Origin of the sequence: Actinosynnema pretiosum (assembly GCF_002354875.1) — a bacterium.
In the GTDB taxonomy this organism is placed as follows: domain Bacteria; phylum Actinomycetota; class Actinomycetes; order Mycobacteriales; family Pseudonocardiaceae; genus Actinosynnema; species Actinosynnema auranticum.
Window position 1 is genome coordinate 2,970,579 of record NZ_CP023445.1, and the last position, 26,885, is coordinate 2,997,463.

Sequence of the window (26,885 nt, forward strand, 5' to 3'; positions counted from 1 at the left end):
GGCCCGGTATTCGTGGTGGGAGGGATCTCCGGGCCCGGAGCGCCGGACGCCCCGGTCGCGTCCACCGGGCGGATCTCGCTCGTCGGCGGTGCGATCGGGGCGCTGCTGTGGGGGGTGCCGTGGGTGGTGCTGGTCGCGCGCTGATCAGGTCAGGCGCTGACGGGGGTGCGCAGCGACGCGCACGCCTCCGGGACGCTGGTCATCGGCAGCAGGACGGGGTCCAGGCCGCTGAGCGTCGTGGGCCTGCGGACGGCCCGCTGGTCGCTGACCACCGCCCACCGCACGTCGGCGGTCTCGGCGGCGGCGGTGATCTCCACCAGCACGCCGAGCACGGCGGCCGAGCAGAAGCTCACCCCGCCGAAGTCGATGATCAGGGCGGGCGGGGTGTCGGCCACGGCCTCGGCGAGGCGGTGGCGCAGCCGGTCGGTGACCGCGCCGTCCAGCTCGCCGGTCGCGGTCACCACGGTGACCTCGGAGCTGGAGCTGGCGGTGATCGTCACGGGAGCGGTGCTACGTCGGGTGGTGAGCACGATGGGCCTCCTCTTCGGGACGAGGACGGCCAGCGGTTCGAGCGCGCCGGTCTGCCCTGCCCCGCGTGCTCGTCGTGCGGGTGGGTGGACCGCGGCTGCTAGTTGAACCGCTACCTCTCCGACGGTACTCACCTCAGCCCTGAGCGCAACCACCTGGGCGCGATCAGCCCCGATCGATCTCGTCGTGCCTGGTGGTGAGGGTGCGGGCGAGGTCGATGAGCTTGACGTTCAGCTCCTGGGAGGTGCGGCGCAGCAGCGCGAAGGCCTCGTCGGCGCCGATCCCGCGCCGGGTCATCAGGATGCCCTTGGCCTGGCCGATGACGTCGCGGCTGTCGACGGCGCGCGCCAGGTCGGCCCGCTGGAGGTCGGCCAGCTCGGTGACGCGGGCGTGCGCGAGGGCGAGCGAGGCGTGCGTGGCGAGCAGCAGGGCGGTGTGCCGGTCCGCGGCGCTCAGGCCGCGGGCGTCGTGGGAGTAGATGTTGAGCGCGCCGGTCAGGCCCTCGCCGGGGGTGGGGAGCAGCTCGGTGGAGATGATCGCGTCGTAGCCCTCGTGGTGCGCGGCCCTGGAGAACGCGGGCCAGCGCTCCTCGGCGCCCAGGTCGTCGCTGGCGGCGAAACCGGGGCCGTCGGGGACGGCGGCGTCCAGGCAGGGGCCGGACCGGGCGCGGTACTGGACCTCGTCCAGGGACACGGCGACGGGGTGGGTGCGCACGGGGGTGGAGAGGCGGCCGTCGCGGTCGCGCAGGGTGACGCTGGCCAGGTCGGCGCCGCTCACCAGGCGGACGGCGGCGTCCACGACCTGTTCGAGGGTGCCCAGGACGGTGGGGCGCCCAGGAGGCGGCGGGTGAGGGCTTCGAAGCCGTCGTCGAGCTGGGTGCGGTCTACCTGGGCGCCGTCGAGGTGCGCGCCGCCGGGCTGGGCGCCGTTGAGCCGGGCGTCACCGGGCCGGACCTCGCTGGTCGGGTCGTCCGCGGTCGGCGTGCTTCGGGTGGGCGCTGTGCGCGGGTCGATGTGGTGCCCCCCTGCGTCCCGGTGCGGGTCAGTGGCCACCTCACCGCAGGGGCGGGAGCGGGGGATAGCAGCGCGGCCGAACGGGTGGCTGCTGTGAAAGCGAAACCGGGTCCCGGACCTGCCCGGTCGGGAACTGCCCGATCGGGTCCTGCCCGGTCAGGAACTGCCCGGCCGGGCAGGACCGGCTCGGCGGTCCCGCCCGACCCGACGGCTCAGACCGCGGACCAGCCGTTGTCCACCGGCAGGACCACGCCGTTGAGGCTGCTCGCCGCGTCCGACGCCAGGAACACGATCGCCGCCGCCTGCTCCTCGGCCTCCGACACCCGGCCCAGGTTGCCCATGTACCGCCCCAGCACCTTAGGGCCCGACGCCTCCGGGTCAACCTGCACCGCGATGCCGGTCCTCGTGCCGCCGGGCGCGATCGCGTTCGCCCGGATGCCCTGGTCGCGGTACATGACCGCCAGCGACTTGGTCAGGCCGACGACGCCGTGCTTGGACGCGGTGTAGGCCGCGCCCGCCGCGCTCCCGCGCAGCGACGCCTCCGACGCGGTGTTCACGATCGAGCCCCCGCCCGCCGCGAGCATGTGCGGCAGGACGGCCCGGCTGAGCAGGAACGGGGCGGTCAGGTTGACCCGGATCACGCGCTCCCACTCGGCGTCGCCCACGTCCCCGAGCGCGTTCATCCGGTCCATGATCCCGGCGTTGTTCACCAGCACGCCGACGCCGCCGAACGACTCCACCGCCGTCGCCACGACCCGGTCCACCACGGCCTGCTCGCCCAGGTCGCCCACCACGACCTCGGCCACGCCGCCCGCCTCGCGGATCGCGGTCCCGGTGGCCTCCGCGGCCTCCGCCGCCAGGTCCGCCACCAGCACCTTCGCGCCCTCGGCCGCGAAGAGCAGCGCCGCCGCCCGCCCGATGCCCGATCCCGCGCCGGTCACGATCACGCCGACGCCCGCCAGCCCACTGCCGCTCATGTGCCCACTCCTGTCACTCCCGTTCGTGGCGCATCGTGCCACTGTGTCACGTCGTGCCAAATAGTAGGCTGTGCGCCCGTGGAACCACAGGTGGGGCCGGCCAGGGGTGGCCGTCCGCCGCTCAGCGAGCGGCGCAAGGCGCAGACCAGACTGGACATCGCCCGCGAGGCGGTCCGGTTGTTCGAGGCGCGGGGGGTCGCCGCGACGTCGGTCGAGGACATCGCGGAGGCGGCGGGCATCTCGACGCGCACGTTCTGGCGCTACTGCGAGGGCAAGGAGGACTGCGTCCGGCCCCTGCTGACCACCGGGGTGGACGTGGTGGCCGCCGCCCTGCTGGAGTGGCGCTTCGGCGAGGACCTCGCGACCGTGCTCGACCGCGCGGGCGCGGCGGCGGGCGAGGTGATGGCCGACGCGCCCGCCACGCAGGCCCTGCTGCGACTGGTGGTGGACGAGCCCGCGCTGCGCTCGGTGTGGCTGCGGGTGCACCACGACGCGGAGGACGTGTTCGCCGCCGCGCTGACCCGCTCGTCCGCGCTGCCGCCCGGCGGGCTGCACGCGCGGGTGGGCGCGGCCGTGGTCAACGGCGCGCTGCGGGCCGCCGTGGAGCACCACGTGGCGCTGCGCGGCACGGAGGGGTTGGTCGACGCCGTCCGGGAGGCGCTGCGGATCGCGGTGTCGGGGTTGCGCGGGTAGGTGCCGTCCACAGTGGACCCGACGGCGGGAGCGCCCGTGCCGCAGCGGATCGCGGCACGGGCGCGGTGGCTCAGCCCAGCTGGAACGAGCGCTTGGCGAAGCCCATCGTGTACCCGTCGATCGCGGTGACCGCGCGCTGCGCCGGATCGGTCGCCGCGCCCAGCGTGATGAAGATCGGCAGGAAGTGGTCCGGCGTCGGGTGCGCGTACGGCATCCCCGGCGCGCGCGTGCGGAACGCCGCCAGCTCGTCCACGTCGCCGCGCCCCAGCGCCTCCGCCGCCCACGCGTCGAAGTCGGCCGACCAGGTGGGAACGGCGTTGTGCAGGAACATCTCCCGCGTCGCGAACCGCAGTCCGTGCGTCATGAACCCGGAGCCGATCAGCAGCACGCCCTCCTGCCGCAGCGGGGCCAGCCTGGCGCCCAGCTCCACCAGCCGCGCCGGGTCGTGGCTGGGCATGGACAGCTGGAGCACCGGCACGTCCGCCAGCGGCAGCATCGCCATCAGCGGCACCCACGCGCCGTGGTCCAGACCGCGCGCGGGGTGCTGGTGCACCGGCTCGGCGTCCGGCATGAGCGCGGCGACCCTGCGGGCCAGCGCGGTCGCGTCCGGGGTGTCGTAGCGCATCCGGTAGTAGCGCGGGTGGAAGCCGCCGAAGTCGTACACCAGCGGCGTCCCGGCGGCGGGCGCGGACAGCGCGAGCGGCGCGTCCTCCCAGTGCGCGGACACGATCAGCACCGCCTTCGGCTTGGGCAGCGACCGCGCCCAGTCGAACAGCTGCCCGATCCACGGCCCGTCGTCGAACAGCGGCGGCGCGCCGTGGCTCAGGTACAGCGCGGGCAGCGGCCCGTCCGCGGGCGTCCACCCGCGGTGCGAGCGGGCGCTCTCCAGCGCGCCGGGCAGGAACGCGTCGTACGCGCCCGCGGGGGTCTGGAAGGGCATCAGGCCCGCTTCAGGGCGGTGGCGACCCACGCGCGCAGCGGGGTGGTGGGGCGGCCGATCAGCGCGCTCAGCTCGCCGGGCGTGGCGGCCAGCTCGCCGCGCGCGATGGACGCGTCGATGCCGGACACGAAGTCCGCCACCGGTTCCGGCAGCCCGGCGCCGACCAGTGAGGCGCGGTGCTCGGCCAGCGGCAGGTCCCGGTAGACCACCTCGGTCCCGGCGGCGGCGGCGATCGCGTCGGCCAGCTCCGGCATCGCCCAGGCGGTGTCGCCGGACAGCTCGTGCGCGGTGTTCGCGAACCCGTCGCCGGTCAGCACGACGGCCGCGGCCTCGGCGTAGTCGGCGCGCGAGGCGGACGCGACCAGGCCGTTGCCCGCCGCGCCCGTGATCACGCCGGTCTCCGCGCCCCGGCGGGCGGTCTGGTCGTAGTTCTCGTGGTACCAGCCGTTGCGCAGGAAGGCGAACGGCACGCCGGACGCGCGGATGTGCGCCTCGGTCGCCACGTGGTCGGGCGCGACGCCCAGCGTGCTCGTCGGCGCGCCCAGCACGGAGGTGTAGGCGAGCAGCTCGACCCCGGCGGCTGCGGCGGCGTCCACGACGGCGCGGTGCTGCTCGGCGCGGTTCGGGTCGGTGCCGGAGATCAGCAGCACCCTGGTGGCCCCCTCGAACGCGGCGACGAGCGTCTCCGGCCGGTCGTAGTCGGCGAGGCGGGCGGGGACGCCGAGGTCGGCGGCCTTGTCCAGGTCGCGGACGGCGGCGGTGACGGCGGCGCCGCGCTCCCGCAGGGCGGCGATGACGAGGCGGCCGAGCTGACCGGTGGCTCCGGTGACGACGATCATGGGTTTTTTCCTTGCTGTGTCTGGGTTTCCGGGTTGTGTGGTGGGGTTCGGGAGCCGGGGCAGGACTGGTCGGGCCCGCCGGGCTCGATGGCCGAGGCCACCCGCAGCCCGATCTCCCGCAGGTGCCGCTGCTGCTCGCCGGAGAGCGGGTCGAACACCAGTCGCCGCACCTCCTCGACGTGTCCGGGCGCGGTGTCGACCACCTTGTCCCAGCCGGCGCCGGTGAGCACGGCGAGCGTGTAGCGGCCGTCGTCGGGGTCGGGCGTGCGGGTGACCCAGCCCTGGCGCTCCAGGCGCTTGACGACGTGGGAGAGGCGGGAGAGGGAGCCCTCGGTGACGACGGCGAGCTCGCTCATGCGCAGCGAGCGGGTGGGCTGCTCGGACAGGAAGGCGAGCGCCTGGTACTCGAAGTGGCTGATGCCCGCGTCGCGCTGGAGCTGCGCGTCGAGCGCGGAGGGGAGCCGGATGAGGACGCTGGCGAGCGCGAGCCAGGTCTGCCGCTCTTCGGCGTCGAGCCAGCGGGGGGCTGCGGGGGGCATGGGGACAGGTTAACTTGAAGCTTCAAGTCATGCGAGTCGGGAGGGGTGTCCTGCTGGTCACAGGGCTTCCGCTGAAGTGCGGAGGAGGGGTGGGGGAGGTCGGTTGGCTTCGGCCGGGTGCCCACGGAACAGCAGGAGCAGGCGTTCGAGAAGCTGCGGAAGTGCCGGGACCGGAGCGAGCAGCAGAAGCTGATGGAGAAGCTCCGCAGGAGCGAACCGGAGTGGTTCAAGCGCGAGCTGCGGAGCTTGCGCGACGACCTCGGGCTCACGCCCGAACTCCGCTTCACCATCGCGCTCTTCCTGTGCAAGCACCTCCGGGAGCCCTCGGTCACCCTCATCGACCTCGCGCACGACTACCGGTTGCCCCAGGACGACGCGCTGAAGGCCGTGCGGGAGAACCGGGGGGACAAGCGGGCGCGCCAGGTGTGCGACGCCCAGTTCTTCGCGTGCGCGCCGGGTGGCCCCGGAGACGTTTTCGCCACCGTCGCGGCGATCTGCGAGGCCTACGGGAAGGTCAAGCCCGTCGAGTACTACGCCAAGCTCCAGGAGTGGCTTGCGTGGGACTACCGGATCCGGAACACCGCTTTCGGGAAAGCGGGCAACGAGTTCTCCGAGTGGCAGCGGAAGACCTACCGCCGTGCGCTCTTCTTGGACCGGGACGCCCCGCAGGGTGACAAGTTCTCGCACGCCAAAGCCGCGTGGGGCCTCGACAAGAAGCTCGGGCGCGCTCTGTTCCACAAGCTCGCCGCGGACGTCGGTGTCGACGCGACGCTCAAGTTCCAGGCGGCGGGTGAGGTCGGTGACGATCCGGTCCGGATCGAGTTGTGCGAACAGGCCGCGGAGGGCACGAAGGACAAGGCGCTGCTGGTGAAAGCCCTGCGTTTGGCCTACTCGTCCGATCAGGACAGGGCTGTCTGGTTCACCGCGCTCCTGCTGAAGCGGTGGCCCGAGCGCGAGTGGGACTCGTTGCAGCGCGATCTGGACGGTCAGCACCGGAAGCGCGTCAGCGCTCTGCTCGCGCCACCCGAAAAGACCAACCCCGCCTAGCCGGCTTGCGTCCCGAGGGCGCCGTGGAGGAAACTTGATCTACTTCGCGGCGAAGGGCGGATTCCCACGGGAAGACCGCGACGTGCTCCCCGCAGCGACCCGACCCGGTGGGGGCGGTCCACGGGGAGCCGTGCGTCGTTCACCACGTCACGGGCAGGGCGTTCAGGCCGTAGACGTTCGCGTCGTCCTTGAAGTCCAGCTCCTCCCTCGGGACCGCCAGGCGCAGGGTCGGGACCCGCCTCAGCAGCGCGCCGAACACGATCCGCAGCTCCTCGCGCGCCAGGTGCTGCCCCAGGCACTGGTGCGGGCCGAAGCCGAACGCCAGGTGCTTGCCCTGCGGCCTCCGCACGTCCAGCACGTGCGGGTCCGGGAAGACCTCCGGGTCGTGGTTCGCGGTCTGCACCGGGCCGATCACGCCCTCGCCCGCGCGCACCAGTCGCCCGCCCACCACCACGTCCGCCTTCGCCAGCCTCGACGTCGCCGTCTCCACCACGCTCAGCAGCCGCAGCAGCTCCTCCACCGCCCCCGGCAGCAGCGCCGGGTCCTCGCGCAGCTCGCGCGCCACCTCCGGGCGCTCCAGCAGCGCCAGCGCGCCCAGCGCGATCGTGCTCGCCGTCGTCTCGTGCCCGGCCAGCAGCAGCAACGTGCCCAGCAGCACCAGGTCGTCGTGGTCCTCGCCGCCCGCCTCGCGCTGCCTCACGATCAACCGGCCCAGCAGGTCGTCCCCCGGCGCCCGCCGCTTCGCCGCCACCAACCCGCTCAGGTACTCCTGAACCTGCGCGCCCGCCCGCGCGCGGTCCACGTCCGACGTGCCCCGCCGCACCAGCTCCGCCGTGCGGGCCTGGAAGAAGTCGTGGTCCGCGTACGGCACGCCGAGCAGCTCGCACACCACCAGCGACGGCACGGGCAGCGCCAGCGCGGCCACCAGGTCGGCCGGGCGCGGGCCCGCCAGGAGGTCGTCCAGGCAGCCCTCCACGATCTCGGTGATGCGCGGGCGCATCGCGCGCACCCGGCGCACGGTGAACTCGCCCAGCACCGCCCGCCGGGACGCGGTGTGCGCGGGCGGGTCCTGGGCGATCAGGGTGGTGCGGCCGTTGCGGGTGGTCAGGCCGCGCTGGCCGGGGACCAGGGTGGGGAACGCCGGGTGCGTGCGGTCCGAGCTGAACCTGGGGTCGGCGAGCACCGCGCGCAGGTCGTGCCAACCGGTGACCAGCCACGCGTCCGCGCCCGCCGGGGTGCGCGCCCTCGGCAGCCTGCCCCGGCTCCGGTACCCGGCGGGCGGCTCGTACGGGCCGGGCCTCGGCTGGGGGACCGCCAGCGGTTCTTCCGGCGAACGGGTCACGGTGGGCCTCCCGGTGTCCGGGTATTCGGAGGGTTTTCTTCCGCTTGTCGTCGACGCTAGTTCCGGCGCTGCCCGGCGTCGAGGGTGCGACCGGGTGGCAGGATTCCCCCATGAGCGCCGATCCGCCCGTCGACGACCGGCCCCCGCTGCGCGCCGACGCCAGGCGCAACCGCGACCAGATCATCGGCGCCGCCAAGGCGATCTTCGCCGCGCACGACCCGGAGACCGTGCCGATGGAGGAGGTGGCGCGGCGCGCGCGGGTCGGCGTCGGGACGCTCTACCGGCGCTTCCCCGACCGCACCGCGCTGGTGCGGGCCGTGGTGCTGGACAACTTCGCCCGCGCGCTCGCCGAGGCCGACGCGGCGGGCGCCGAGGAGCCGACCGCGTGGGACGCCCTGGTGCGGCTGCTGCGGACCTCGGCGGAGCTGGACCTGAGCGTGCGGCTCGCGGTGCTGTCCCCGCGCACCTGGGCCGCGCTGCGGGCCGACCCGGACGCGCTGGAGCTGCGCGACCGGGTGCTCGCGGCGATCGACGCGCTCGTGCTGGCCGCGCAGGCGGAGGGGGCGCTGCGGGCGGACGTGGGGGCGGGGGACGTGATCCGGCTGTTCTCGCTGCTGCTGCGGCGACCGCTGTGCGAGGACGTGGAACCGGCGCCGTTCGCCTGCGAGCGGACGCTGGCCGTGGCGCTGGACGGGTTGCGGGCGCGGGGCGGCGGGCTGCCGGGGGAGTCGCTGACGACGGCGGACGTCCTGCCGCGGTGAGCGGTCACCAGCGCGGGGCGTGGGTGCGGCACGGGGGCATCTCTTGCGGCGGGATCGGTCGATCGGGTGACGGTAAAACCGTTGGGGCTGGTTCGCCGGGCGGATTAGGATCGGGGGCATGGTGCGCTTGGGGCCCGTGTTCTGGGTGAGGATCCGGCTCCGCTGACGGCGGGGCACGGGGACTGACCACTTCTTGCTGCCGCCGTACCGGCCATCGCCGGGCGGGGCTCGTACAGCGCTGCCCGGCTCAATCCGAGTCGCGGAGCAGAAACACCATGTCGCACCCACTGGGTGGATCACCCCTGCGCGCATCCGGCGCGGGGAACTGGGATGGGAACGACCGCAGGGACGGCTGCGGGGGCGCGAGCGCGCCTGGGAGCGGGCGGCAGCGCGGGAGCGGGAACGGGCGGCAGCGCGAGAACGGGCGCGGAAGCGGGCGGCAGCGCGGGAATGAGAACGGGCAGCTGCGTGAGAACGGGCGCGGGAGCGGGCGGCAGCGCGGGAATGAGAACGGGCAGCTGCGTGAGAACGGGCGCGAGAACGGGCGGCAGCGCGGGGAAGAGCGCGGGCGGGGTAGCGGGACCGACGGCGAGTCCGGTGGCTGGCGCAGGCCAGAGCGCGGGACTGGCAACGGGTTCGGCAGCGGTCGCGCGGTAGAGCGCGGGACCGGCAGCGGGTGCGAGGACGAGCCTGGGTCCGGTAACGGGTTCGGTGGTGGGCGTGAGGACGAGCCTGGGGCTGGCAACGGGTTCGGCAGCGGGCGCGGAGCTGGCAGCGGGCGTGGTGCTGAGCGCGGAGCCGGCGGTGGGCGTGGTGCCGTGCGCGGAGCCGGCAGCGGCCGTGCCGAGCCCGCTCGGGGCGTGGGAGCGAGTGCGCGGCCCGGTGCTGTTGGGGTGGGGGGAACCGGAGCGGAGCTCGACGAGCTCGCCGGGGTGCCCGTGCCGGCCGGGCGGCGGGCGCATGTGCGGGCTGACGGGGTCAGCGTCGCGCTCGGGGACCGGCAGGTGTTGCGGGAGCTGTCGGTGACCGTGTCCGCCCGGTCGCGGTTGGCGGTCGTGGGGGAGAACGGGCGGGGCAAGAGCACGGTGTTGCACGTGCTCGCCGGGGTGCTGGCGCCCGATTCCGGGACGGTGCGGCGGGTCGGGGTCGTGGGGCTCGCGCGGCAGGCGCTGGAGGTCCGGGGTGGGGAGAGCGTGGGGACGTTGACCGGTGCTGCGCTGCGGGGGTCGCGTCTCGCGCTCCGGGCGCTGGAGCTCGCGGGTGAGGAGCTGGCCTCCGGGGTCGTGGGGGCCGATGACCGGTACGCGACCGCGCTGGACGTCGCCACCGGGCTCGACGCCTGGGACGCCGAACGCCGGGTCGACGTCGCGCTGGAGGCGTTGTCCGCCTGCGCCGACCGGGAGCGGCCGTTGGCGACGCTGTCCGTGGGGCAGCGGTACCGGGTCCGGTTGGCCTGCCTGCTGGGGGCGCACCACGACGTGCTGCTGCTGGACGAGCCGACCAACCACCTCGACGCCGCCGGGCTGGCGTTCCTGACCGACCGGCTGCGGGCCCGCGACGGCGGGTTCGCCGTGGTCAGCCACGACCGGGCGCTGCTGCGGGACGTCGCCGAGGAGTTCCTGGACCTCGACCCCAGCCGGGACGGCACAGCCCGCCTCCACGCGGGCGGGCACACCGGGTGGCGGGACGGGCGGCGGCGGGAGCGGGAGCGGTGGGAGCGGGAGCACGGGGAGCAGGTCGAGGAGCGGCGCAGGCTCTCCGAGGCCGTCGACCGGGCGCGCGACCGGCTCAGCACCGGGTGGCGGCCCGACAAGGGGACCGGCAGGCACCAGCGGCAGAGCCGCGCGCCGGGCGTCGTGCGGGCGCTGAACCGGGAGCGGGACGCGCTGGAGGCGCACCGGATCACCGCGCCCGAGCCGCCGCCCTCGCTCCGCTGGCCGCGGCTGGAGGTGCGGCGCGGGGAGGCGCTGCTGCGCGTCGACGGGGTGGCCGTCGAGGGGCGGCTGCGGGGACCGGTCGACCTGGTGCTCGACGGGGGTGACCGGGTGCTGGTCACCGGGGGCAACGGGGCTGGCAAGTCGACGCTGCTCTCCGTGCTCGCCGGGGAGGTCGAGCCCACGTCCGGGGGTGTGCGGCGGCTCGCCGGGGCGCGGATCGCGGTGGTGGCGCAGGAGGTCCCCGCGTGGCCGGACGAGGTGACCGCCGCCCAGCTGCACGCCCGGCTCGGGGACGGGGCGCTGCCGCTGGGCGCGCTGGGGCTGCTCGACGGGCACGTGCCCGGCACGCCGGTCGGGCGGCTCTCGCAGGGGCAGCGGCGGCGGGTGGACCTGGCGCTGCGGCTCGCGACCCGGCCGAACCTGGTCGTGCTCGACGAGCCGACCAACCACCTCTCGGCCGCGCTCGTGGACGAGCTGACCGAGGCGCTGCGGGGCACGCCCGCCGCCGTGGTCGTCGCGACCCACGACCGGGGGATGCTCGCCGACCTGGCCGACTGGCCGCGGCTGCACCTGGGGTGAGCCCGCGGGCGCGGAGGTGACCGCGGGGACCGCCTCGGGAACGGGGCGGCCCCCGCGATCCCCGTCAGGACCCGCCGAACCGGGCCGTGAAAGCTGCCCTGGTCGGGGAGTCCCGGCGGCGGTCCAGGACCGCGAAGACCACGTGCTCGAACGCGGGCGCCGCCGCCAGCGCCGCCGCGAACGCCTCCGCCACCTCGCCCGGCTCGTTGCGGAACACCCCGCACCCCCACGCGCCCAGCACCAGCCGCCGGTGCCCGTGGTGGGCCGCCACGCGCAGCACGCGCTCCGCGCGGCGCAGCAGCGCCGGGCGCACGTCCGCGACCCGCTCGGGCTGGTTGGCCAGCACCGCGCCCCGGTTCGGGGCCGCCGCCGCCAGGAACGACGCCCGGTGCGGTCGCGCCAGCAGCCCGCCGTCGTCCGAGCGGAACACCGGGACGCCGGGGGCGTGGATCACCCGGTCGCTGTAGACGAGGTCGGGGCAGGCCCGGTGGTGGGCGTAGAAGGCCGGGACCGACTCCAGGCAGGCGTGCAGCGCCGACGAGCGCGCGATCGCCTCCTCCTGGGCCTGGGCGCCGTTCAGGAACCCGCCACCGGGGTTGCGGGCCGACGCGAACACCAGGCAGGCCACCCCGTCCCCCAGCCGCCGCGCCGCCTCCAGGGTCGACTCGCCGGTCACCTCCACCAGCGCCGACCCGGCCGGGACCGCCTCGGCCAGCGGCTCGTCCGGCAGGTGCAGCACCGTGCCCGCCACGGCCGCCGCCACCGCCCCGCCGATCTCCACCTCGCGGCCCCCGACCGCGTAGGACCCGCGCCGGGTGATCTCCACGGTCTCCTGGGCGATGACGCGCAACCCGCTCTTCACGGCGCCGATCCTGCCGAGGGCCACGACCGGCGGGCAACCGAATTCGCGGCGGACCCGCGCCACCCGAACGGGCCACCCCCTTGATAGGCAAGCATCCACTTGCCTATGCTCTGCCCCGTGGCCCAGGAGCTGTTCAAGGCGCTGGCCGACCCGACCCGCAGGCTCGTCCTCGACGAGCTGGTCGAGCGGGACGGCCAGACCCTGTTCGAGCTCTGCACCCGCCTGATCACCAAGCACGGCCTGGAGCTCTCCCGCCAGGCGATCAGCCAGCACCTCGCCGTCCTGGAGGCCGCCGACCTGGTCCGCACCCGGCGCGAGGGCCGCTACAAGTTCCACCACCTCAACACCGAACCGCTGGAGCACCTGCTCGCCCGCTGGCTCCGGCCCGAACCACCTGGGGATGCACCGTGAGGATCCACCTGTCCAGCGTCTTCGTCGACGACCAGGCCAAGGCCCTGGACTTCTACACCGGGGTGCTCGGCTTCCGGCTCAAGGACGACGTCCCGATGGGCCACTCCCGCTGGCTCACCGTCGTCTCCCCGGACGACCCCGACGGCACCCAGCTGCTCCTCGAACCCTCCGAGCACCCCGCCGTCAAGCCGTACAAGGACGCGCTCGTCGCCGACGGCATCCCGGCCACCTCGTTCGCCGTGGACGACGTGCGCGCCGAGCACACCAGGCTCACCGCCCTCGGCGTCCGGTTCACCCAGGAGCCCACCGAGCTCGGGCCCGTGGTCGTCGCCGTCCTCGACGACACCTGCGGCAACCTCATCCAGATCGCCCAGCACGCCTGACGGGCCCCGCCGGTCCGGCCGGTCCTGCGCTAGTCCGGCCGGTCCGGCGCTAGTCCGGCCGGGCCAGCGCCTCCAGCAACCGCTCCAGGAACACCTCCGACCGCACCGTCCGCAGCACCTTCACCGGCCGGGGCGTGTCGTCGATCGTGCTCTCGATGTGCGCCGTCGTGGTGATCCGCCGCCGGTCGGCCACGATCTGCCCCCGCGTGTGCGTGCCGGTCAGCTCCACCCCCAGCGGCAGCTCGCGGTGCGTGGCCAGGCCGGGGTCCAGCGCCACCGCCACGGTCAGCGGGTCGTGCGGGGTGCAGGTGCGCCTGCCGATCACCCGCGTGTAGAACTCCACGTAGTGCGCCAGGATCGCGTTCGCGTACCGCGCCCGCCGCGTCCGCAGCCCCGCCAGCCGGTCCAGCCAGTCCGCGTCCGCCCGCGCCGACTCGGTCACCTCCAGCCCGACCAGCGTCAGGTCGAACCCGGCGTCCAGCACGATCGCCGCCGCCTCCGGGTCGTGCCAGGCGTTCGCCTCCGCGTACGGGGTGATGTTGCCCGGCACCGCCGTCGCCCCCGCCATGGCCGTCACCGACCGCAGCAGCGCGGGCAGCTCCGGCTCCAGCAGCACCGCCAGCGCCAGGTTCGTCAGCGGCCCCAGCGCGATCAGGGTCAGCTCGCCGGGGTTCGCCCTGGCCAGCGCCACCAGCTGCTCGGCCGCCGACACCGGCACCGGCAGCCGCGACGGCGGCGGACCGGCCCGCCCGCCCAGCCCGTCGAGGCCGTGCACGAACTCCGAGGTGTACAGCGGCTGCGCCAGTGGCCGCCGCGCCCCCACCGCCACCGGGACCCCGCCCAGCCCCGCCAGCTCCAGCACGCGCAGCGCGTTCAGCGCGGCCTGCGGCGCGGGCACGTTCCCGTGCACGCTGCCCACCGCCACCAGCTCGGCCTCGTCCAGGTGCGCGGCCAGGTACAGGATGGCCAGGGCGTCGTCGACGCCGGGATCGGTGTCCAGCACGATGCGCATGACGATCACACACCCAGCGGTCGGGACTGGAGAGCAATCACTGTACGTGGCCGGGGCGTCACCCGCGCCGGTTCGCGGTCACCTCGCCGCGCGAAGGGGGAGCGGCGCGAACGACCGGTCCGCGCGCGGCTGCCGGACCGGCGGAACGTGCGCCGAACCCGCCCCGCGCCGAATAAAGGACGGACGAAAAAGGGGGCGGGTCCGAAGACCCGCCCCCGCCGTCCGATCACCGGGTCACCCGGCGACGCGCTCCCGCTCCCGCTCGTCCGCGAGCGTGGTGAACGCCGACCGGTGCCACACCAGCGGCCGGGCCGCCTCGTCCGAGCGCAGCCCCCGCACTCGCAGCACCACGATCTCGTGGTCGCCCGCCGGGTAGGTGTGCTCCACCGCGCACTCCAGCCACAGCGGCGCGCCCTCCAGGAACACCGCGCCCGAGTCCGACACCGCCGTCTCCAGCCCGCCGAACCGGTTCTCCCGGTCCTTCGTCGACGCCAGCTGCCGCACCTTCCCGGCGTGCCCCTCGCCCAGCACCGACACGCCCAGCAGCGGCGCGGTCGACAGCACCGGCCACGTCGTGGACGACAGCTGCACCGCGAACAGCACCAGCGGCGGCTCCTGCGAGGTGCCCACGCTGAACGAGGACACCACCAGCGACACCGGCTCGCCGTCCACCAGCGCGGCGATCGCCGCCACCCCGGACGGGAACGCCGAGAACGCCTGCCGCAGCGCCACCACGTCGTCGGTGTACGGCTCGGTCACCGGACCGGCCGCGCGCTCGGCCACCAGCACGCCCGAGCGCGGCTCCTCGCCGCCCACCCGCTCGTTCCAGCGGTCCGCCGCGCTCGACCCAGTCGACGCGACGGACCCGGCCGGACCGGACGCGGAGAAGTGCGCCCGCCCCACGACCTCGTCCCGCCGCATCTGCTCCACCAGCGCCTCCACCGAGGAGAACCCGACCTGGCCCCGGATCCACGACTCCAGCTCGACCTCGGCGCGCCGGTCGTACAGGTCGCCGTCGAAGTCCAGCACGTGCGCCTCGACCGTGCGGGCCGAGCCGTCGAACGTCTCGTTCGACCCGATCGACACCAGCGCGGGCAGCACCACCGGCGCGTCCGGCCCGTCCAGCAGGGTGAACCGCCCGGCGTAGACGCCGTCCTCGGGCACCGACGCGGACGCGTCGAAGTCCAGGTTCGCCGTGGGGAAGCCCAAGTCCTTGCCGCGCCCGGCGCCGTGCACCACGACCCCGGACACCCGTCCCAGCGGTTCCACCGCATTCCTCCCGAGCAGAGCAGAAGCCAGCACGCACACCAGCGCGGCCACACCCAGCGCGGCCAGCGCCGCGCCCTGGGACGTCACCGCCAGCAGCGCGGCCGTCACCGCGCTGCCCACCACCGCACCGACCTGCTTGATCGCGTTGAACGCGCCCGAGGCCGCGCCCATCAGCCGGTCCGGGGCCGAGTTCAGCGCCGCCACCGACATCGGGGCCCACACGAACGCGTTGGCCAGGCCGAACACCGCCAGCGCCGCCGCGAACACCCAGATCGGCGCCGACGCCGCCACCAGCACCGCGGCCAGCAGCACCGACACCGCCAGCGAGATCGAGCCGATCAGCGCCGTGAACCGGGGCCCGCGCGCCGACACCGACCGGCCCGCGAACGGGGCCGTCGCCGCGCACACCACGCCCATCGGGATCAGCACCAGCGCCGCCGACATCGAGTCCAGACCGCGCGCGCCCTGCAGGTGCAGCATCACCGGGATCATCGCCGCGCCCACCGTGAACGAGGACATCGCCGCGCCCACCGACGCCATCACGAAACCCCGGTCCCGGAACAGGGGCACCGGCACCAGCGCCCGGTCCGGCTCGCCGCGCTGCGCGAACACCACGCAGCCCACCAGCGCCAGACCGACCAGCACCGCCGCCCAGCCGGGCACCCACGGCGGAAGCACCCCGCCGTGGATGCCGGCCACCACGCCGAACACCCCGAGCCCGCTGACCAGCACGCCGGTCACCGGGATCGCCGTGCGCAGCGGCTCCGCGCGCGGCAGCCACACCCAGGCGGCGGCCAGCGCGACCAGTCCGATCGGCACGTTGACCAGGAAGATCGACTCCCAGCCCCACGTGCCCACGAGCACCCCGCCCAGCAGCGGGCCGCTCACCGAGGCCACCCCGCCGACCGAGGCCCACACGCCCATCGCCACGCCCAGCGCGGGGAACGCGAACAGCCTGCGGATGATCGTCATGCTCTGCGGCGTCATCAGCGCCGCGCCCAGGCCCTGCACGACCCGCCACGCCACCAGCGCCAGCGGGCCCGACACCAGGCCGCACGCCAGCGACGCCAGGATGAACAGCACCAGACCCGCCAGGTACACCGCGCGGGCCCCGTACCGGTCGCCCAGCCTGCCCGCCACCAGCAGCGGCACCGCGTACGCGAACAGGTAGGAGCTGTTGACCCAGATCGCCGTGCCCTCGTCGGCGCCCAGGTCCGCCATCAGCGCGGGCAGCGCGACGGAGATGATCGTGCTGTCCACCAGGAGCAGGAAGAAGCCGAGGCAGAGACTGGCCAGGGCCAGCCAGTCCCCGCCCCGAGAGGTCGACGTGCTCACGCCGACAGGTTCTCGCGCAGCGTGCGACCCGAGCGGGGCGCGCCCAGCGCGCCCCTGCGGCGCAGCTCCGGCACCAGCAGCTCGGCGATGTCGTCGAAGCCCGACGGCATCCCGGTCGGGCTCGACAGCATGTAGCCGCCGCGCGACCCGGTCGCCGCGAAGTTCTCCTGCAGCGCGTCCGCGATCGTCGCCGCGTCGCCCACGACCGTGTGGTCGATGCCGGTGGCGCTGCGCCAGCCGTGCTCGAAGAACTCGGCTCGGGTCAGCACGTGCTCGTCGCCCAGCTCGGCCGCCAGCGACGACACCAGGCCCGCCTGGCTCGCCTGCGCGGCGTGGATCCGGTCGCGCAGCTCGCCGATCGCGAACTTCTCCGGCAGCGTCGAGTAGTCGTAACCGGTGTTGTGCGACAGGTACGCGCCCACCGCCTCGTGGTCCCAGAACGCCAGGACCTCGTCCCGCCGGGCGCGCGCCTCGGCGTTCGTGCGGCCCACGATGACCTGGTTGGCCCACAGGATGCCGACCTTGGCCGGGTCCCTGCCCTCGGCGACCAGCGCCTCGTCGAGGAGCGCGCGGTGCCGCAGCTGGCCCTTGAGGTTCGCGCCGAAGCCGAACACGACCTCGGCGAACTTCGCCGACGCCGCGATGCCGCGCGGCGAGTTCCCGGCCTGCACCAGCACCGGGCTGATCTGCGGGCTGGGCACCGCCGACAGCGGGCCCTTCACCGTGAAGAACTTCCCGCGGTGGTTGATCGGCGCCACCTTCGACGGGTCGGCGAACCGCCCCGTCGCCCGGTCGCGGACGATCGCGTCGGGCGCCACCGAGGCCCACAGGGCCTGGCACACCTCGACGAACTCCTCCATCCGCTCGTACCGCACGTCGTGGTCGAGCAGCTTGTCGTAGCCGTAGTTCGCCGCGTCCGCGCCCCGCGTGGAGGCGACCACGTTGAACGCGACCCGCCCGTTCGTGACGTGGTCCAGCGAGTTCAGCAGCCGCGCCACGTAGAACGGGTGCATGAACGTCGACGAGTAGGTCAGGCCGAACCCGATCGACGAGGTCACCGTGGACATCGCCGCGATCACCGGCGACATGTCCTGGCGCGGCCACTGGATGCCCCACTCCACGGCGGGCTCGATCGAGCCCCGCCAGGTGTCCGGGATGCCGCTGCCGTCGCCGAAGAACAGCATGTCCACGCCGACCCGCTCCGCGGTCTGCGCCAGCTCCATGAACATCCGCACGTCCGGGAAGTCCCGGCCCTCCCACGAGCCGGGGCGCGCCCAGCGCCCCTCCGTGTGCGTGAAGGACAGGTCGAACGCGATGCGCATACCGCTCACCGATGGGCTCCCGTCAGTCGTGCGGCGCCCCAGGACGCCCACGTCCGTTGCAGATCGGCGGAGCTGGCGAGCACGGCCGAGGTCAGTTCCAGCTGGTTCAGCGCGGCGCGCTGAACCTCGAGGTCGTACGCGGCCACCGCGTCGGTGGCCACCACGACCGGGTACCCGTGTTGGAAGGCGTCCACCGCGGTGGCGGCCACGCAGCACTCCGTGGTCAGCCCCGCGACGGTCACCCAGTCGATCCCCTGCTCGTGCAGCAGGTCGGCGAGCCCGGTGCCGTGGAAGCCGCTGTAGCCGCGCTTGGCGACCCTGGCCTCCCCGGCGCCGGGCTCGACGCCGTACCAGCGCGCGCCCTCCGTCCCGACCACGCACGGCTCGTCCGGCCCGTAGGGGGTGTCCGGGTCGCCGGTGCGCAGCCAGGCGCTGGCCCGCCAGGGGCGGGCCGGGTCGCTGGCCAGCTCGATCCAGATGACCGGGACGCCCGCGGCGCGGGCGAGCCCGACCAACCGGTCGGTGCCCGCCACGGCGCTCGCCACCAGCTCCAGCGCCTCGAGGGGAGTCCCCCACGAGGCGAGGAGCTCCGGGTCGGCGAAGGAGTTCTGCACGTCCACCACGAGCAGCGCCGGACGCCTCTCCGGCGCCGTCAGGTGGACGAGCATCTCCTCGCGGGTGGGCATCAGCCCGCCGCCCCGTCGAGCTCGCGCAGCCGGGGCAGCACGGTCTCGCCGAACAGGACCATGTCCTGGTCGTACTCGGGGAAGATGAGCATCAGCCCGTCCAGCTCGGCCTCGCCCACGATGTGCCGGATGTGCTCCAGCACGGTGTCGGCGTCGCCGCTCACGTACGGCGTCTGGAAGGCCTGCTCGCCCTTCGCGTCCTCGGCCCAGGAGCGGGCCTGCTGCTCCGGGATGCCCCACGCGATCCGCATCGACGTGAGCGCCTCCCGGTCCAGGCCCGCGCCCCAGGCGCGCACCTTCTCGGCCGCGGCCTCGTCCGTCTCGTCCTGCACCACGGTCAGCATGGAGAAGGTCTTCACCGCGCGCCCCAGGGACTCCGCCCTGGCGTGCACGTCGCGGGAGTACTCCCGCATCTCCTCCAGCGTGTCCGAGGCCAGGAACGCGCCGTCCGCGTACTGCGCCTGGAACTCGCGGGCCGACGCCGAGCGGCCCGCGCTGATGATCGTCGGCTTGGTCTCCGGGTGCGGCCGGGACTCGGCCTCGTCCAAGGTGAAGAAGTCGCTCTCGAACGAGACCGAGTGCTCGGTCCACAGCCGGTTGACGGCCTCGGTCCACTCGCGCGTCATGCGGTACCGCTCGGCGTGGCTCAGCTCGGCGTCCCACAGGCCGAACTGCGTGAACTCACCCGCGTAGGAGCCGTTGACGATGTTCATGCCCGCGCGCCCGCCGGAGATCTGCTGCAGCGTCGTGTACATCTTCGCCGCGATCGCCGGGTGGTGGACGTTGGCGTGCATGGTCGCCCACACCTGCACCCGGCTCGTGGCCTCGGCGAGCGCGGACATCATCGTCATCGACTCGAGGCTCTCGCCCCAGTGGTCGGTCGTGCCCCCGAAGCCCCGCCACTTCGCCATCGACATGATGAAGTCCAGGCCGATGTCCTCCGCGTGCAGTGCCGCCCGCTTGTTGTACTCGTAGGTGGCCTGCGGGTGGGGAGCCGTCGTGGACAGCATCCACCCGCCACTGCCGATGGGGAGGAAGATTCCGTAATCCTTGCGCGACATAGCGGGGCTTCGCCTTTCAGGTTGAGCGGTGGTGCCTAGGCACGCGTCAGGGCGCGGGCCAGATGAGCTGGTCGGCGTCGTACAGGCCCTCGACGACGCTGGTGTCGAAGTAGGTCTTCGCGGTCTCCTCGGTCACCGAAGCCGGCATGGCGTTCGCCTCCTTGAGGAAGGTCACCAGCGACGAGATGTGGCCCAGGTCGAGCGCGCCCAGCGCGACCGTCTTGGTCCGGGTGGCCTCGATCTCCGCCACCTCGGTCTTCCAGATCTTCTCCTGGTGCTTCGGGTCGTACGCGTCGCTCGCGCCGCCCGCCGCCTCGGTGGCGTAACCGACGCACTCGGAGACCTTGGCGTCGTCCGCGCAGTACTCGTACGCGTGGAAGCCCGCGCGCATGAAGTCCTGGGCCGCGGTCGGGTGCTTCGTCACGAAGTCCGGGTTCGCGGCCATGCCGCCGATGGAGCTGGGGATGCCGAAGGTGAACGGCCGCCAGACCGTGACATCCTTGTTCTGGGCCGCGAGCTGGTTCGGCTCGTTGGAGATGAAGCCGGTCAGCGCCTGGACCTCGCCGCGCGGCAGGACCGTCGCGTCGTAGCCGACCTTGACCTGCTGGACGGCGTCGTACTTGACCCCGGCCTTCTTCAGCATCGCCTCGACGCTGGTGGGCACCTTGCCCTTGTGGCCGAGGATCTTGCCCTCGAGCTGGGTCAGGTTGTTGACGTCCTTGTTGGTCATCAGGACGTCCAGGCCCGACGACGAGTACGCGCTGATGCCGACGATCTTCGAGCCCTCGCCCTCGACGCGCGCGCCGATGATCTCCTGCAGGGAGATCGGGGTGACCTGGACCTGACCGGCGGCCACCATGCGGGCGTTGCCCATGCTGTCGCCGGTGCCCGGCTGGATCTCGACGTCCAGGCACAGCGCCTTGAAGTAGCCGAGCTTGTCGGCGGCGATGTACTCCAGGATCGAGGCGGACGCCTGGTACTGGTAGCCCGTCAGGTAGACGATCTTCCCGGCGTCCTTGTTCTTCTGGCAGCGCTCGTCGGAGATCTGGCTGCCCTCCGCGACGTTCGCGGCAGGCGCGTTCTCGTTGCCGCTGGACGAGCTGTCGCTGCCGGCGAAGCAGCCGCTCGCCGCCAGCGCCACGCCCATGGCCGTGGTCAGTGCCAGGCCTGCGCGGGCAAGGGGGTGCCTCATAAGGGGTGCTCCTCGTGAAGGTGACATGCGGAACCCGCACCGGTGTGTGACCGGTGCTGGGGTGCAGCAGGTGTTTCCTTGCGAACCCGCCCTCGGGGTGGGCGGGGGTCTGGGGCGGCCTCCGGGGTGGGAGGCCGGGGCCCGCCTGCTCGGCGGGCCTCAGCTCGGGACTACTTGGCGCCCTGCTTGGTGGACTCGTGCCAGTGCAGGACCTTGCGCTCGACGGTGGTCACCACGAGCAGCAGCAGCGAGCCCATGACCGCCAGGATCGTGATCGAGGCGAAGACCATGTCGAGCCGGTTCATCGACGACGAGATGCTGATGATCGTGCCGAGGCCCAGCGAGGCGCCCGGCGCGGACATCTCGGCCACCACGGCGCCGACGATCGACAGCGGGAACGCGATGCGCAGCCCGGCGAAGATGTACGGCAGCGCGTTGGGGATGCGGATGCGCCAGAGCATCTCCCACCGGGAGGCCCGGACGGTCTGGTACACCTGGAGCACCGCGGGCGGCACGGACCGCAGACCCGTCGAGATGTTGATCAGCAGGGTGAAGAAGCAGATCAGCGCGGTCACGATCAGCTTGGGCTCGGGGCCGAAGCCGAAGGCCACCACCAGCACGGGGGCGATCGCGACCAGCGGGGTCACGTTCAGCACCACCGCGATCGGCATGACCGCCCTGCGGGCCACGCCCCACTCGCTGGTCAGCACCGCGAGCACGAACGCGGCGGTGAAGCCGATCAGCAGGCCGACCATGGCCTCCTGCAGCGTCCACCAGGCGTTGTCGAAGAACTTCGCGGGGTCCTTCGTGAGCGCCGCGCCCACCTTGTTGAGGTGGGGGAGCAGGTACGGCATGGTCTCCGCCGTCCGCTCCCACACGAAGCCCAGCACCACGAGCATCACGGCCAGCGGGGACCACACCTTGGGGTGCAGCGCGGCCTTGAGCTTGGACTGCCCCGGCTTGCGGGACGACTTGCCGGTCTTGCCCACGCCCGCGAGGTCGACGCGCACGGTGGGCTTGTCCTCGATCGAGGTCATGTCGGATTCCGTCCTCACGCCGCGTGCATTCCCCAGCCGGCGCGGAGCTTGTCCCGCACCAGGTCCTCCAGGTCGTGGAACTCCCGTGACTTCATCAGCTCGGTGTCCCTCGGCCGGGGCAGGTCGATCGGCACGATGTCGGTGATGCGGCCCGGTCGCGCGGCCATCACCACCACGGTGTCCGACAGGCGGACGGCCTCTCCCACGGAGTGGGTCACGAAGACCACCGTGGTCTTGAGCCCCTCCCACATGTCGAGCAGCTGGCCCTGCAGGCTCTCGCGGGTGAACTCGTCCAGCGCGGAGAACGGCTCGTCCATCAGCAGCACGTCCGGGCGCAGGCCGAAGGCGCGCACGATCGCGGCCCGCTGCTGCATCCCGCCGGACAGCTCGGAGGGGAGCTTGTGCGTGGCGTCGCCCAGGCCGGCCTTCTTCAGCAGGTCCATCATGTCCGGCTTGGCCACGTCGACGTCCCGGTGCGCTGCCTGGGCGATCTTCTTCCGCCGTTTGGCCGCACCCCGGTTCACCTTTTGGGGTAGAGTGACGTTGCTGAGCACGGAAAGCCACGGCAGCAGTGCGGGCGCCTGCGGGACGAGACCGATCATCTTGGCCGCGCACGCCTGCTCCGCGCTGACGCCGTAGACGCTGACGTCGCCGTCGTCGGGGGTCTCCAGACCCGCGATGAGGCGGAGCATCGTCGACTTCCCGCACCCGCTCGGCCCGATGACGCTGACGAAGCTGCCGGAGGGAATGGACAGGTCAACCCCGTTGAGGGCGACCATCTTCGCCGCCCCGATCCCGTACTCGCGGTGAACGCCGCGAACCTCGATCGCCGAGCCGGTCACTGCGCTGCCCCCTGCTTCACGAAGCCCGCGGGGTAGACAGAAGGCATGGTGCTCTCCTGGTGAGTCGTCCCGTGCTGGACTCCGGAGAGCGTGCGGCGCGAGGGGATCTGCGCTGCGGAATTCCGAATCCCGATCATTGTACCGTGCCGTTGTCGTCCGGTAGCCACCATGGTGTTGCCGTTCTGTTACGGCGTGGCCGGCGCCGCGACCAGCGGCACCAGTTCGCCTGAGTCCTGGTAGAGCAGAACCTCGACCCGGCTGTCGCGGGCAGCCGCGGCCACCCAGCCGGAGAACGCCTGCGCGACCGTGCTGCTCACGCACAAGACCGCGTGCCCGCCCGGCAGGAGCGCGTCGCGCAACCAGATGAGCTTGAACATGTCCGCCATCACCTTGTTGCGGTGGTGGGACTTGTAGTTGCCCTGGTTCGCGACCAGCTGCACCAGGATGGTGCCGCTCGGATCGACTCCTTCGACCTCGACCCGGCTGTCGTCGGGCAGCGTGAACGTCCGGGGTCGCAGGTGCGCCGCGTACCGGGCACCGAGCAGCTCCAGCATCCGCCGCTCGGTCGACTCCGGCCCGAACCGGTGCCACGACCTCTCGTTGTCCTCGCCGTCTGAGATCACGGCGTGGAGCTTAACCCTGCCTGATACCCCCGTATTGAGGTCGTCACACTTAGCGATGTTAAGCCCGTGTGTGAACTCAGGGTGGATGGTCGCTGAGCTGCGACGTTCCGAAATCGACCGAACGAGTGAAACTAAATCTTCACCTCAGCAATGACCCACTCGTGATCAACAAGTCGCGCTGCGTCCACCATGTGGACGTTCTTCCCACGCCGAACGGGGGCTTCCGGGGGCATCCCCAGGGGGGTTAGGGGATGCCCCCGGAAGTGTGGGCTGAATGACACCGCCCCCGGTTCCGCTCGGAAGTCCGAGGGCGCCGGGGGCGGTGGGTTCGGTGCGCGCCGCGTCAGTTGTCGCCGTCGCCGCCGCTGTTGTTCTCGCCGTTGTTCGGACCGTTGTCCTGGTTCTGCCCGGAGTTGTTCCGGTCGTTGTCGCGGCCCCGGCGACCTTCGCCGTCACCGCCCCGGCCCTCGCCGCGGTGCGCGTTCCCCCGGCGGTCGTCACCTCGGTCTTCCCGATTTCCGGGACCACCGCGCCTGCCTTCCGCGCGGCCTTCCCCGTCCTTGTGGTCGTGCTTTCCCCGGACGTCGCCGTTCGCGGAACCGGAGTGCGCGGGGCGGTCGCCGCCGCCCCGGCCGCCGTGCAGCGCCAGGGCCGTGCCGCCCGCGCCCAGCACCAGGCCCAGCACCAGGACCGCCGCCAGACCCGTCGCCCGGTGCCGGGCGACGGCGCGCACGCGGGCGCCGAAGCGGCCTCGGGGCTCGCCGTCGCTCGCGGGGGTGCTCTGAGCTGCGGAAACCGACTCGGTGGTGGCCTCGGCCCCAGGCGTGCCCGCCGCGGTCGGCAGCTCCTGGGTGGGCTGCTCGCGGGTCGGCTGCGCGGGCTGCTGCTCCGGCTGTCCCGGCGTCGGCTGCTCCGGGGTCGGCTGCTCGGGAGTGGTCATCGTGGTTCGCTTTCCTGCCGCTGTGCTGGACCGGGCTGGTCGGGGGTGGACCGGCCGCCCGGATCGCGGGAAACCCCTGCTCCGGTGGCCGTACTGCCCCAAGGTGCCCGGTCTTCGTGAGAGGACGGTGAGAGGACGCCGGTGTTCGGGTGAGAAAGCCGCGGCAGGGTCAGCCGCAGCAGCGCCCCGCCCGCCGGGGACCGCCCCGCCCGCACCGCGCCCCCGTGCGCGGCGGCGGCCCGCGCCACGATCGCCAGCCCCAGCCCCGAACCGGGCAGCGCCCGCGCCGCCGGGGCCCGGTAGAAGCGCTCGAACACGTGCGGCAGGTCCTCGTCCGCGATGCCGGGACCGGCGTCGGAGACCTCCACGACCGCGCCCTCCTCGGCGGAGTCCTCCCCGGCCCGCGCCGACACCCGCACCACCCCGCCCGGCGGGCTCCACTTCACCGCGTTGTCCAGCAGGTTCAGCACCGCGCGCTCCAGCGAGGCGGCGTCGCCGAGCACCGGGACCGGGGCCAGGTCGACCTCCACCGCCACGTGCTGCGCGCGCGCCCGCGCCCTGGCCGCGGCGGCGGCCACCACGTCCGACAGCTCCAGGGGCTCGAACCGCTCCGGCTCGCCGTCCTGCTTGGCCAGCTCGACCAGCTCCGCGACCAGCGCGGTCAGCTCCGCGGACTGGGCCCCCAGGTCCGCGAGCAGCCTTCTGCGGTCGGCCTCGGGCAGCGCGCGGCCGGAGTTCTCGGCGTGCAGCAGCAGCTCCACGTTGTTGCGCAGGCTGGTCAGCGGGGTGCGCAGCTCGTGGCCCGCGTCCTCGACCAGCCTGCGCTGCGCCGAGCGGGACTCGGCCAGCGCGGACAGCATCGCGTTGAACGCCTCGGCGAGCCTGGCCAGCTCGCCGCGCCCGGCCACCGGCATCCGCGCGGTCAGGTCCTGGGTGCGGGCGACCCGCTCGGCGCCCGCCGTCAGCGCGTCCACCGGGCGCAGCGCCGTCCGCGCGACCGAGCGGCCCAGCACGGCCGCGACCAGCACGCCGACCAGGCCGACCGCGCCGTGCAGCAGGCCGAGGACGCGCAGCGTGGCCTCGATGCCCTCGGCGTCCCGCGCGACCTGCACCAGGCCGCCGTCGCGGGCGACCGTCCACACCCGGTACCGGGCGCGGCCGATCTCGACCTCCTCGACCCCGGAGCGGCTGCCCTCGGCCAGGCCGCGCGCCTGCGGGGTGACCGGGAACCGGGGGCCGCCCGCCGAGGTGGCCTCGCCGGAGCCCGAGACGAACTGGACGACCAGGTCGGAGCGCCTGCCGCCGGGTCCGCCGGGGCCCCGGCGCTGCGGGGTGTCCGAGCGCAGCACGCCCAGCGCGTCCTGGGCGGAGGTCGAGCGGGCGGCCAGCTCGGCGGAGGCGCGGAGCTGGTCGTCGAACTGCTGGTTGAGCCGGACCCGCACCAGGAACCAGGACGCGCCCGCCACGCCGACCACGACCAGCGCCGCGGCGGCGGCGGCGAGCAGGGCGAACCGGGAGCGCAGGGACAGGCGGTCCACCAGGCGGGACGGGAGGGGGCCGTCGCCGGGATTCGCGCCCCGTGCCGGGGCGCGGCCGGTCACAGCGGGTCCTCGCGGAGCACGTAGCCCACGCCGCGCACGGTGTGGATCAGGCGCGGCTCGCCGCCCTGCTCCAGCTTGCGGCGCAGGTAGCCGACGTACACGTCCAGGCCGTTGGAGCCCGCGCCGAAGTCGTGGCCCCACACGGTGCGGAACATCGCCTCCCTGGACAGCACCAGCCTCGGGTTGCGCAGGAACGTCTCCAGGATCGAGAACTCGGTCCTGGTCAGCGCCACCTGCCGGTCTCCCCGCCGCACCTCGCGGGTGCCCGCGTCGAGCAGCAGGTCGGCGAAGCGCAGCGCCTCCGAGCGGGCCGCGGTGCCCGCGTAGCCGCCGCGCCGCACCAGCGCGCGCACCCTGGCCAGCAGCTCCTGGAGCGCGAACGGCTTGGCGAGGTAGTCGTCGGCGCCCGCGTCCAGGCCCGCGACCCGGTCGGAGACCTCCACGCGGGCGGTCAGCATGAGCACCGGGGTGGTGTCGCCGGAGGCGCGCAGCGCGCGGCACGCGTCGAGTCCGCCGAGCACCGGCATGGTCACGTCGAGTATCACCCCGTCGGGGCGCAGGGAGCGCACGAGGTCGAGCGCCCTGGCCCCGTCGTGCGCGGTCGTGACCTCGTAGCCCTCGAAACGCAGCGTGCGCGACACGGCCTCGGCGACCGCGACCTCGTCGTCCACGACCAGGATGTGCACGGGGGACAACCTACCGATTTTCCCGCGCGCTCACCCGATTCCGCTTTTCGGGTTTTCCGGTGACTCCACCGGGTGATCAAGTGATCACCCTTCGCGGGATGAGGGGGCGCGCTTTCAGGTTCCCGCGCAGGTCCGCGCGGTGGTGTCGCCAGGAAATGGCGAGGGCGCGCGCGGCGGTATCACGGTCCGATTTCATGATCGATAACGCGGAACGGGCGCGGAACCGCCCCGGTCCGCGCCAGGAATCGGGGCGCGCTCCCGGAGGAATGTAGGGGTGGGCTCCGGCGGGAATGCCCGACGCGGTCGTCCGGTTACCGCGCGTGGTCATTCGGGGGGTGTGCCTGGGCCCCGCGCGGGGCCTCGCAGGGGGTGCTCGCGGCGCGCGCGCGACCGCGCGTGCACCCTGGGGGAACTAATGGCTACTGCCG

General features: G+C 73.7%; 28 protein-coding genes. 7 read left to right on the forward strand and 21 right to left on the reverse strand.

Features of this window, described 5'->3' with window-relative positions:
- The first annotated feature begins 15 nt into the window (after nt 1-15).
- Complete coding sequence (locus tag CNX65_RS37805; protein ID WP_256373512.1) at nt 16-144, forward strand: hypothetical protein; 129 nt, start codon at nt 16-18, stop codon at nt 142-144.
- Nucleotides 145-149: 5 nt separating this feature from the next.
- Here the strand turns inward: CNX65_RS37805 and CNX65_RS35300 are convergent, their stop codons facing one another.
- The 4 genes from CNX65_RS35300 to CNX65_RS13225 all read right to left on the reverse strand — a co-directional run bounded on the left by CNX65_RS35300 (nt 150) and on the right by CNX65_RS13225 (nt 2,518).
- Complete coding sequence (locus CNX65_RS35300) at nt 150-500, reverse strand: STAS domain-containing protein (protein WP_157767626.1); 351 nt, start codon at nt 498-500, stop codon at nt 150-152.
- A 193-nt stretch (nt 501-693) separates the two neighbouring features.
- Nucleotides 694-1,326, reverse strand: a complete 633-nt coding sequence (locus CNX65_RS13220; RefSeq protein WP_232519813.1) for an ANTAR domain-containing protein — start codon at nt 1,324-1,326, stop codon at nt 694-696.
- Complete coding sequence (locus tag CNX65_RS36910) at nt 1,302-1,580, reverse strand: hypothetical protein (protein ID WP_232519814.1); 279 nt, start codon at nt 1,578-1,580, stop codon at nt 1,302-1,304. Before CNX65_RS36910 ends, CNX65_RS13220 begins: the two co-directional genes overlap by 25 nt.
- Before the next feature lie 173 nt (nt 1,581-1,753).
- The gene (locus tag CNX65_RS13225) at nt 1,754-2,518 is read right to left on the reverse strand and encodes an SDR family NAD(P)-dependent oxidoreductase (RefSeq protein WP_096493055.1); all 765 of its coding nucleotides are present in this window, start codon (nt 2,516-2,518) and stop codon (nt 1,754-1,756) included.
- 78 nt (nt 2,519-2,596) lie between these two features.
- Here CNX65_RS13225 and CNX65_RS13230 point away from each other — a divergent pair, with 78 nt between their 5' ends.
- Nucleotides 2,597-3,211, forward strand: a complete 615-nt coding sequence (locus CNX65_RS13230; protein WP_096493056.1) for a TetR/AcrR family transcriptional regulator — start codon at nt 2,597-2,599, stop codon at nt 3,209-3,211.
- Between the two features lie 70 nt (nt 3,212-3,281).
- Here the strand turns inward: CNX65_RS13230 and CNX65_RS13235 are convergent, their stop codons facing one another.
- The 3 genes from CNX65_RS13235 to CNX65_RS13245 are packed head-to-tail and all read right to left on the reverse strand — an operon-like array spanning nt 3,282 to nt 5,529.
- Nucleotides 3,282-4,151: a dioxygenase family protein gene (locus CNX65_RS13235; RefSeq protein WP_096493057.1), complete on the reverse strand. Its 870-nt coding sequence runs from the start codon at nt 4,149-4,151 to the stop codon at nt 3,282-3,284.
- On the reverse strand, nt 4,151-4,990 hold the full coding sequence (locus CNX65_RS13240; RefSeq protein WP_096493058.1) for an NAD(P)H-binding protein: 840 nt from the start codon (nt 4,988-4,990) through the stop codon (nt 4,151-4,153). The genes CNX65_RS13235 and CNX65_RS13240 overlap by 1 nt, the downstream gene beginning before the upstream one ends.
- Nucleotides 4,987-5,529 carry a MarR family winged helix-turn-helix transcriptional regulator gene (locus CNX65_RS13245; RefSeq protein ID WP_096493059.1) on the reverse strand — a complete coding sequence of 181 codons (543 nt, stop codon included), beginning with the start codon at nt 5,527-5,529 and terminating at the stop codon, nt 4,987-4,989. The genes CNX65_RS13240 and CNX65_RS13245 overlap by 4 nt, the downstream gene beginning before the upstream one ends.
- 117 nt (nt 5,530-5,646) lie before the next feature.
- Here CNX65_RS13245 and CNX65_RS13250 point away from each other — a divergent pair, with 117 nt between their 5' ends.
- Nucleotides 5,647-6,576: a hypothetical protein gene (locus CNX65_RS13250; protein WP_096493060.1), complete on the forward strand. Its 930-nt coding sequence runs from the start codon at nt 5,647-5,649 to the stop codon at nt 6,574-6,576.
- Nucleotides 6,577-6,715: 139 nt separating this feature from the next.
- Here the strand turns inward: CNX65_RS13250 and CNX65_RS13255 are convergent, their stop codons facing one another.
- Nucleotides 6,716-7,918, reverse strand: a complete 1,203-nt coding sequence (locus CNX65_RS13255; protein ID WP_096493061.1) for a cytochrome P450 — start codon at nt 7,916-7,918, stop codon at nt 6,716-6,718.
- A 110-nt stretch (nt 7,919-8,028) separates the two neighbouring features.
- Here CNX65_RS13255 and CNX65_RS13260 point away from each other — a divergent pair, with 110 nt between their 5' ends.
- Together CNX65_RS13260 and CNX65_RS13270 are read left to right on the forward strand one after the other, a co-directional pair.
- Nucleotides 8,029-8,679, forward strand: coding sequence for a TetR/AcrR family transcriptional regulator (locus CNX65_RS13260; protein ID WP_015801440.1), 651 nt, complete (start codon nt 8,029-8,031; stop codon nt 8,677-8,679).
- 893 nt (nt 8,680-9,572) lie between these two features.
- On the forward strand, nt 9,573-11,195 hold the full coding sequence (locus tag CNX65_RS13270; RefSeq protein WP_096493062.1) for an ATP-binding cassette domain-containing protein: 1,623 nt from the start codon (nt 9,573-9,575) through the stop codon (nt 11,193-11,195).
- 64 nt (nt 11,196-11,259) lie between these two features.
- Here the strand turns inward: CNX65_RS13270 and CNX65_RS13275 are convergent, their stop codons facing one another.
- Nucleotides 11,260-12,057, reverse strand: a complete 798-nt coding sequence (locus tag CNX65_RS13275; protein ID WP_096497762.1) for a TIGR02452 family protein — start codon at nt 12,055-12,057, stop codon at nt 11,260-11,262.
- A 105-nt stretch (nt 12,058-12,162) separates the two neighbouring features.
- Here CNX65_RS13275 and CNX65_RS13280 point away from each other — a divergent pair, with 105 nt between their 5' ends.
- On the forward strand, nt 12,163-12,468 hold the full coding sequence (locus CNX65_RS13280) for an ArsR/SmtB family transcription factor (protein WP_177154384.1): 306 nt from the start codon (nt 12,163-12,165) through the stop codon (nt 12,466-12,468).
- Entirely contained in the window at nt 12,465-12,851 is a 387-nt protein-coding gene (locus tag CNX65_RS13285) for a VOC family protein (RefSeq protein ID WP_096493064.1), read from the forward strand. The genes CNX65_RS13280 and CNX65_RS13285 overlap by 4 nt, the downstream gene beginning before the upstream one ends.
- A 49-nt stretch (nt 12,852-12,900) precedes the next feature.
- Here CNX65_RS13285 and CNX65_RS13290 read toward each other — a convergent pair whose 3' ends face one another.
- The 12 genes from CNX65_RS13290 to CNX65_RS13350 form a co-directional block, all read right to left on the reverse strand.
- Entirely contained in the window at nt 12,901-13,863 is a 963-nt protein-coding gene (locus tag CNX65_RS13290; RefSeq protein ID WP_096497763.1) for a nucleoside hydrolase, read from the reverse strand.
- A 234-nt stretch (nt 13,864-14,097) separates the two neighbouring features.
- Nucleotides 14,098-16,467 carry an MFS transporter gene (locus CNX65_RS13300; RefSeq protein WP_198320467.1) on the reverse strand — a complete coding sequence of 790 codons (2,370 nt, stop codon included), beginning with the start codon at nt 16,465-16,467 and terminating at the stop codon, nt 14,098-14,100.
- Nucleotides 16,464-17,789 (reverse strand): NtaA/DmoA family FMN-dependent monooxygenase, encoded by a 1,326-nt coding sequence (locus CNX65_RS13305; protein ID WP_218180941.1) that lies wholly within the window; start codon nt 17,787-17,789, stop codon nt 16,464-16,466. Before CNX65_RS13305 ends, CNX65_RS13300 begins: the two co-directional genes overlap by 4 nt.
- Before the next feature lie 5 nt (nt 17,790-17,794).
- The gene (locus CNX65_RS13310) at nt 17,795-18,475 is read right to left on the reverse strand and encodes a cysteine hydrolase family protein (RefSeq protein ID WP_096493067.1); all 681 of its coding nucleotides are present in this window, start codon (nt 18,473-18,475) and stop codon (nt 17,795-17,797) included.
- A complete protein-coding gene (locus CNX65_RS13315) occupies nt 18,475-19,536 on the reverse strand; it encodes an LLM class flavin-dependent oxidoreductase (RefSeq protein WP_096493068.1) in 1,062 nt (353 codons plus the stop codon). The genes CNX65_RS13310 and CNX65_RS13315 overlap by 1 nt, the downstream gene beginning before the upstream one ends.
- Nucleotides 19,537-19,582: 46 nt before the next feature.
- Nucleotides 19,583-20,728, reverse strand: coding sequence for an ABC transporter substrate-binding protein (locus CNX65_RS13320; RefSeq protein ID WP_096493069.1), 1,146 nt, complete (start codon nt 20,726-20,728; stop codon nt 19,583-19,585).
- A 170-nt stretch (nt 20,729-20,898) separates the two neighbouring features.
- The gene (locus tag CNX65_RS13325) at nt 20,899-21,783 is read right to left on the reverse strand and encodes an ABC transporter permease (protein ID WP_198320468.1); all 885 of its coding nucleotides are present in this window, start codon (nt 21,781-21,783) and stop codon (nt 20,899-20,901) included.
- Nucleotides 21,780-22,607: an ABC transporter ATP-binding protein gene (locus CNX65_RS13330; protein WP_096493070.1), complete on the reverse strand. Its 828-nt coding sequence runs from the start codon at nt 22,605-22,607 to the stop codon at nt 21,780-21,782. The genes CNX65_RS13325 and CNX65_RS13330 overlap by 4 nt, the downstream gene beginning before the upstream one ends.
- A 185-nt stretch (nt 22,608-22,792) precedes the next feature.
- On the reverse strand, nt 22,793-23,230 hold the full coding sequence (locus CNX65_RS13335) for a hypothetical protein (RefSeq protein WP_096493071.1): 438 nt from the start codon (nt 23,228-23,230) through the stop codon (nt 22,793-22,795).
- A gap of 343 nt (nt 23,231-23,573) precedes the next feature.
- Nucleotides 23,574-24,170, reverse strand: a complete 597-nt coding sequence (locus tag CNX65_RS13340; protein ID WP_096493072.1) for a hypothetical protein — start codon at nt 24,168-24,170, stop codon at nt 23,574-23,576.
- A complete protein-coding gene (locus CNX65_RS13345; protein WP_232519815.1) occupies nt 24,167-25,771 on the reverse strand; it encodes a sensor histidine kinase in 1,605 nt (534 codons plus the stop codon). Before CNX65_RS13345 ends, CNX65_RS13340 begins: the two co-directional genes overlap by 4 nt.
- Nucleotides 25,768-26,457 carry a response regulator transcription factor gene (locus tag CNX65_RS13350; RefSeq protein WP_096493073.1) on the reverse strand — a complete coding sequence of 230 codons (690 nt, stop codon included), beginning with the start codon at nt 26,455-26,457 and terminating at the stop codon, nt 25,768-25,770. Before CNX65_RS13350 ends, CNX65_RS13345 begins: the two co-directional genes overlap by 4 nt.
- Nucleotides 26,458-26,885: the final 428 nt, after the last annotated feature.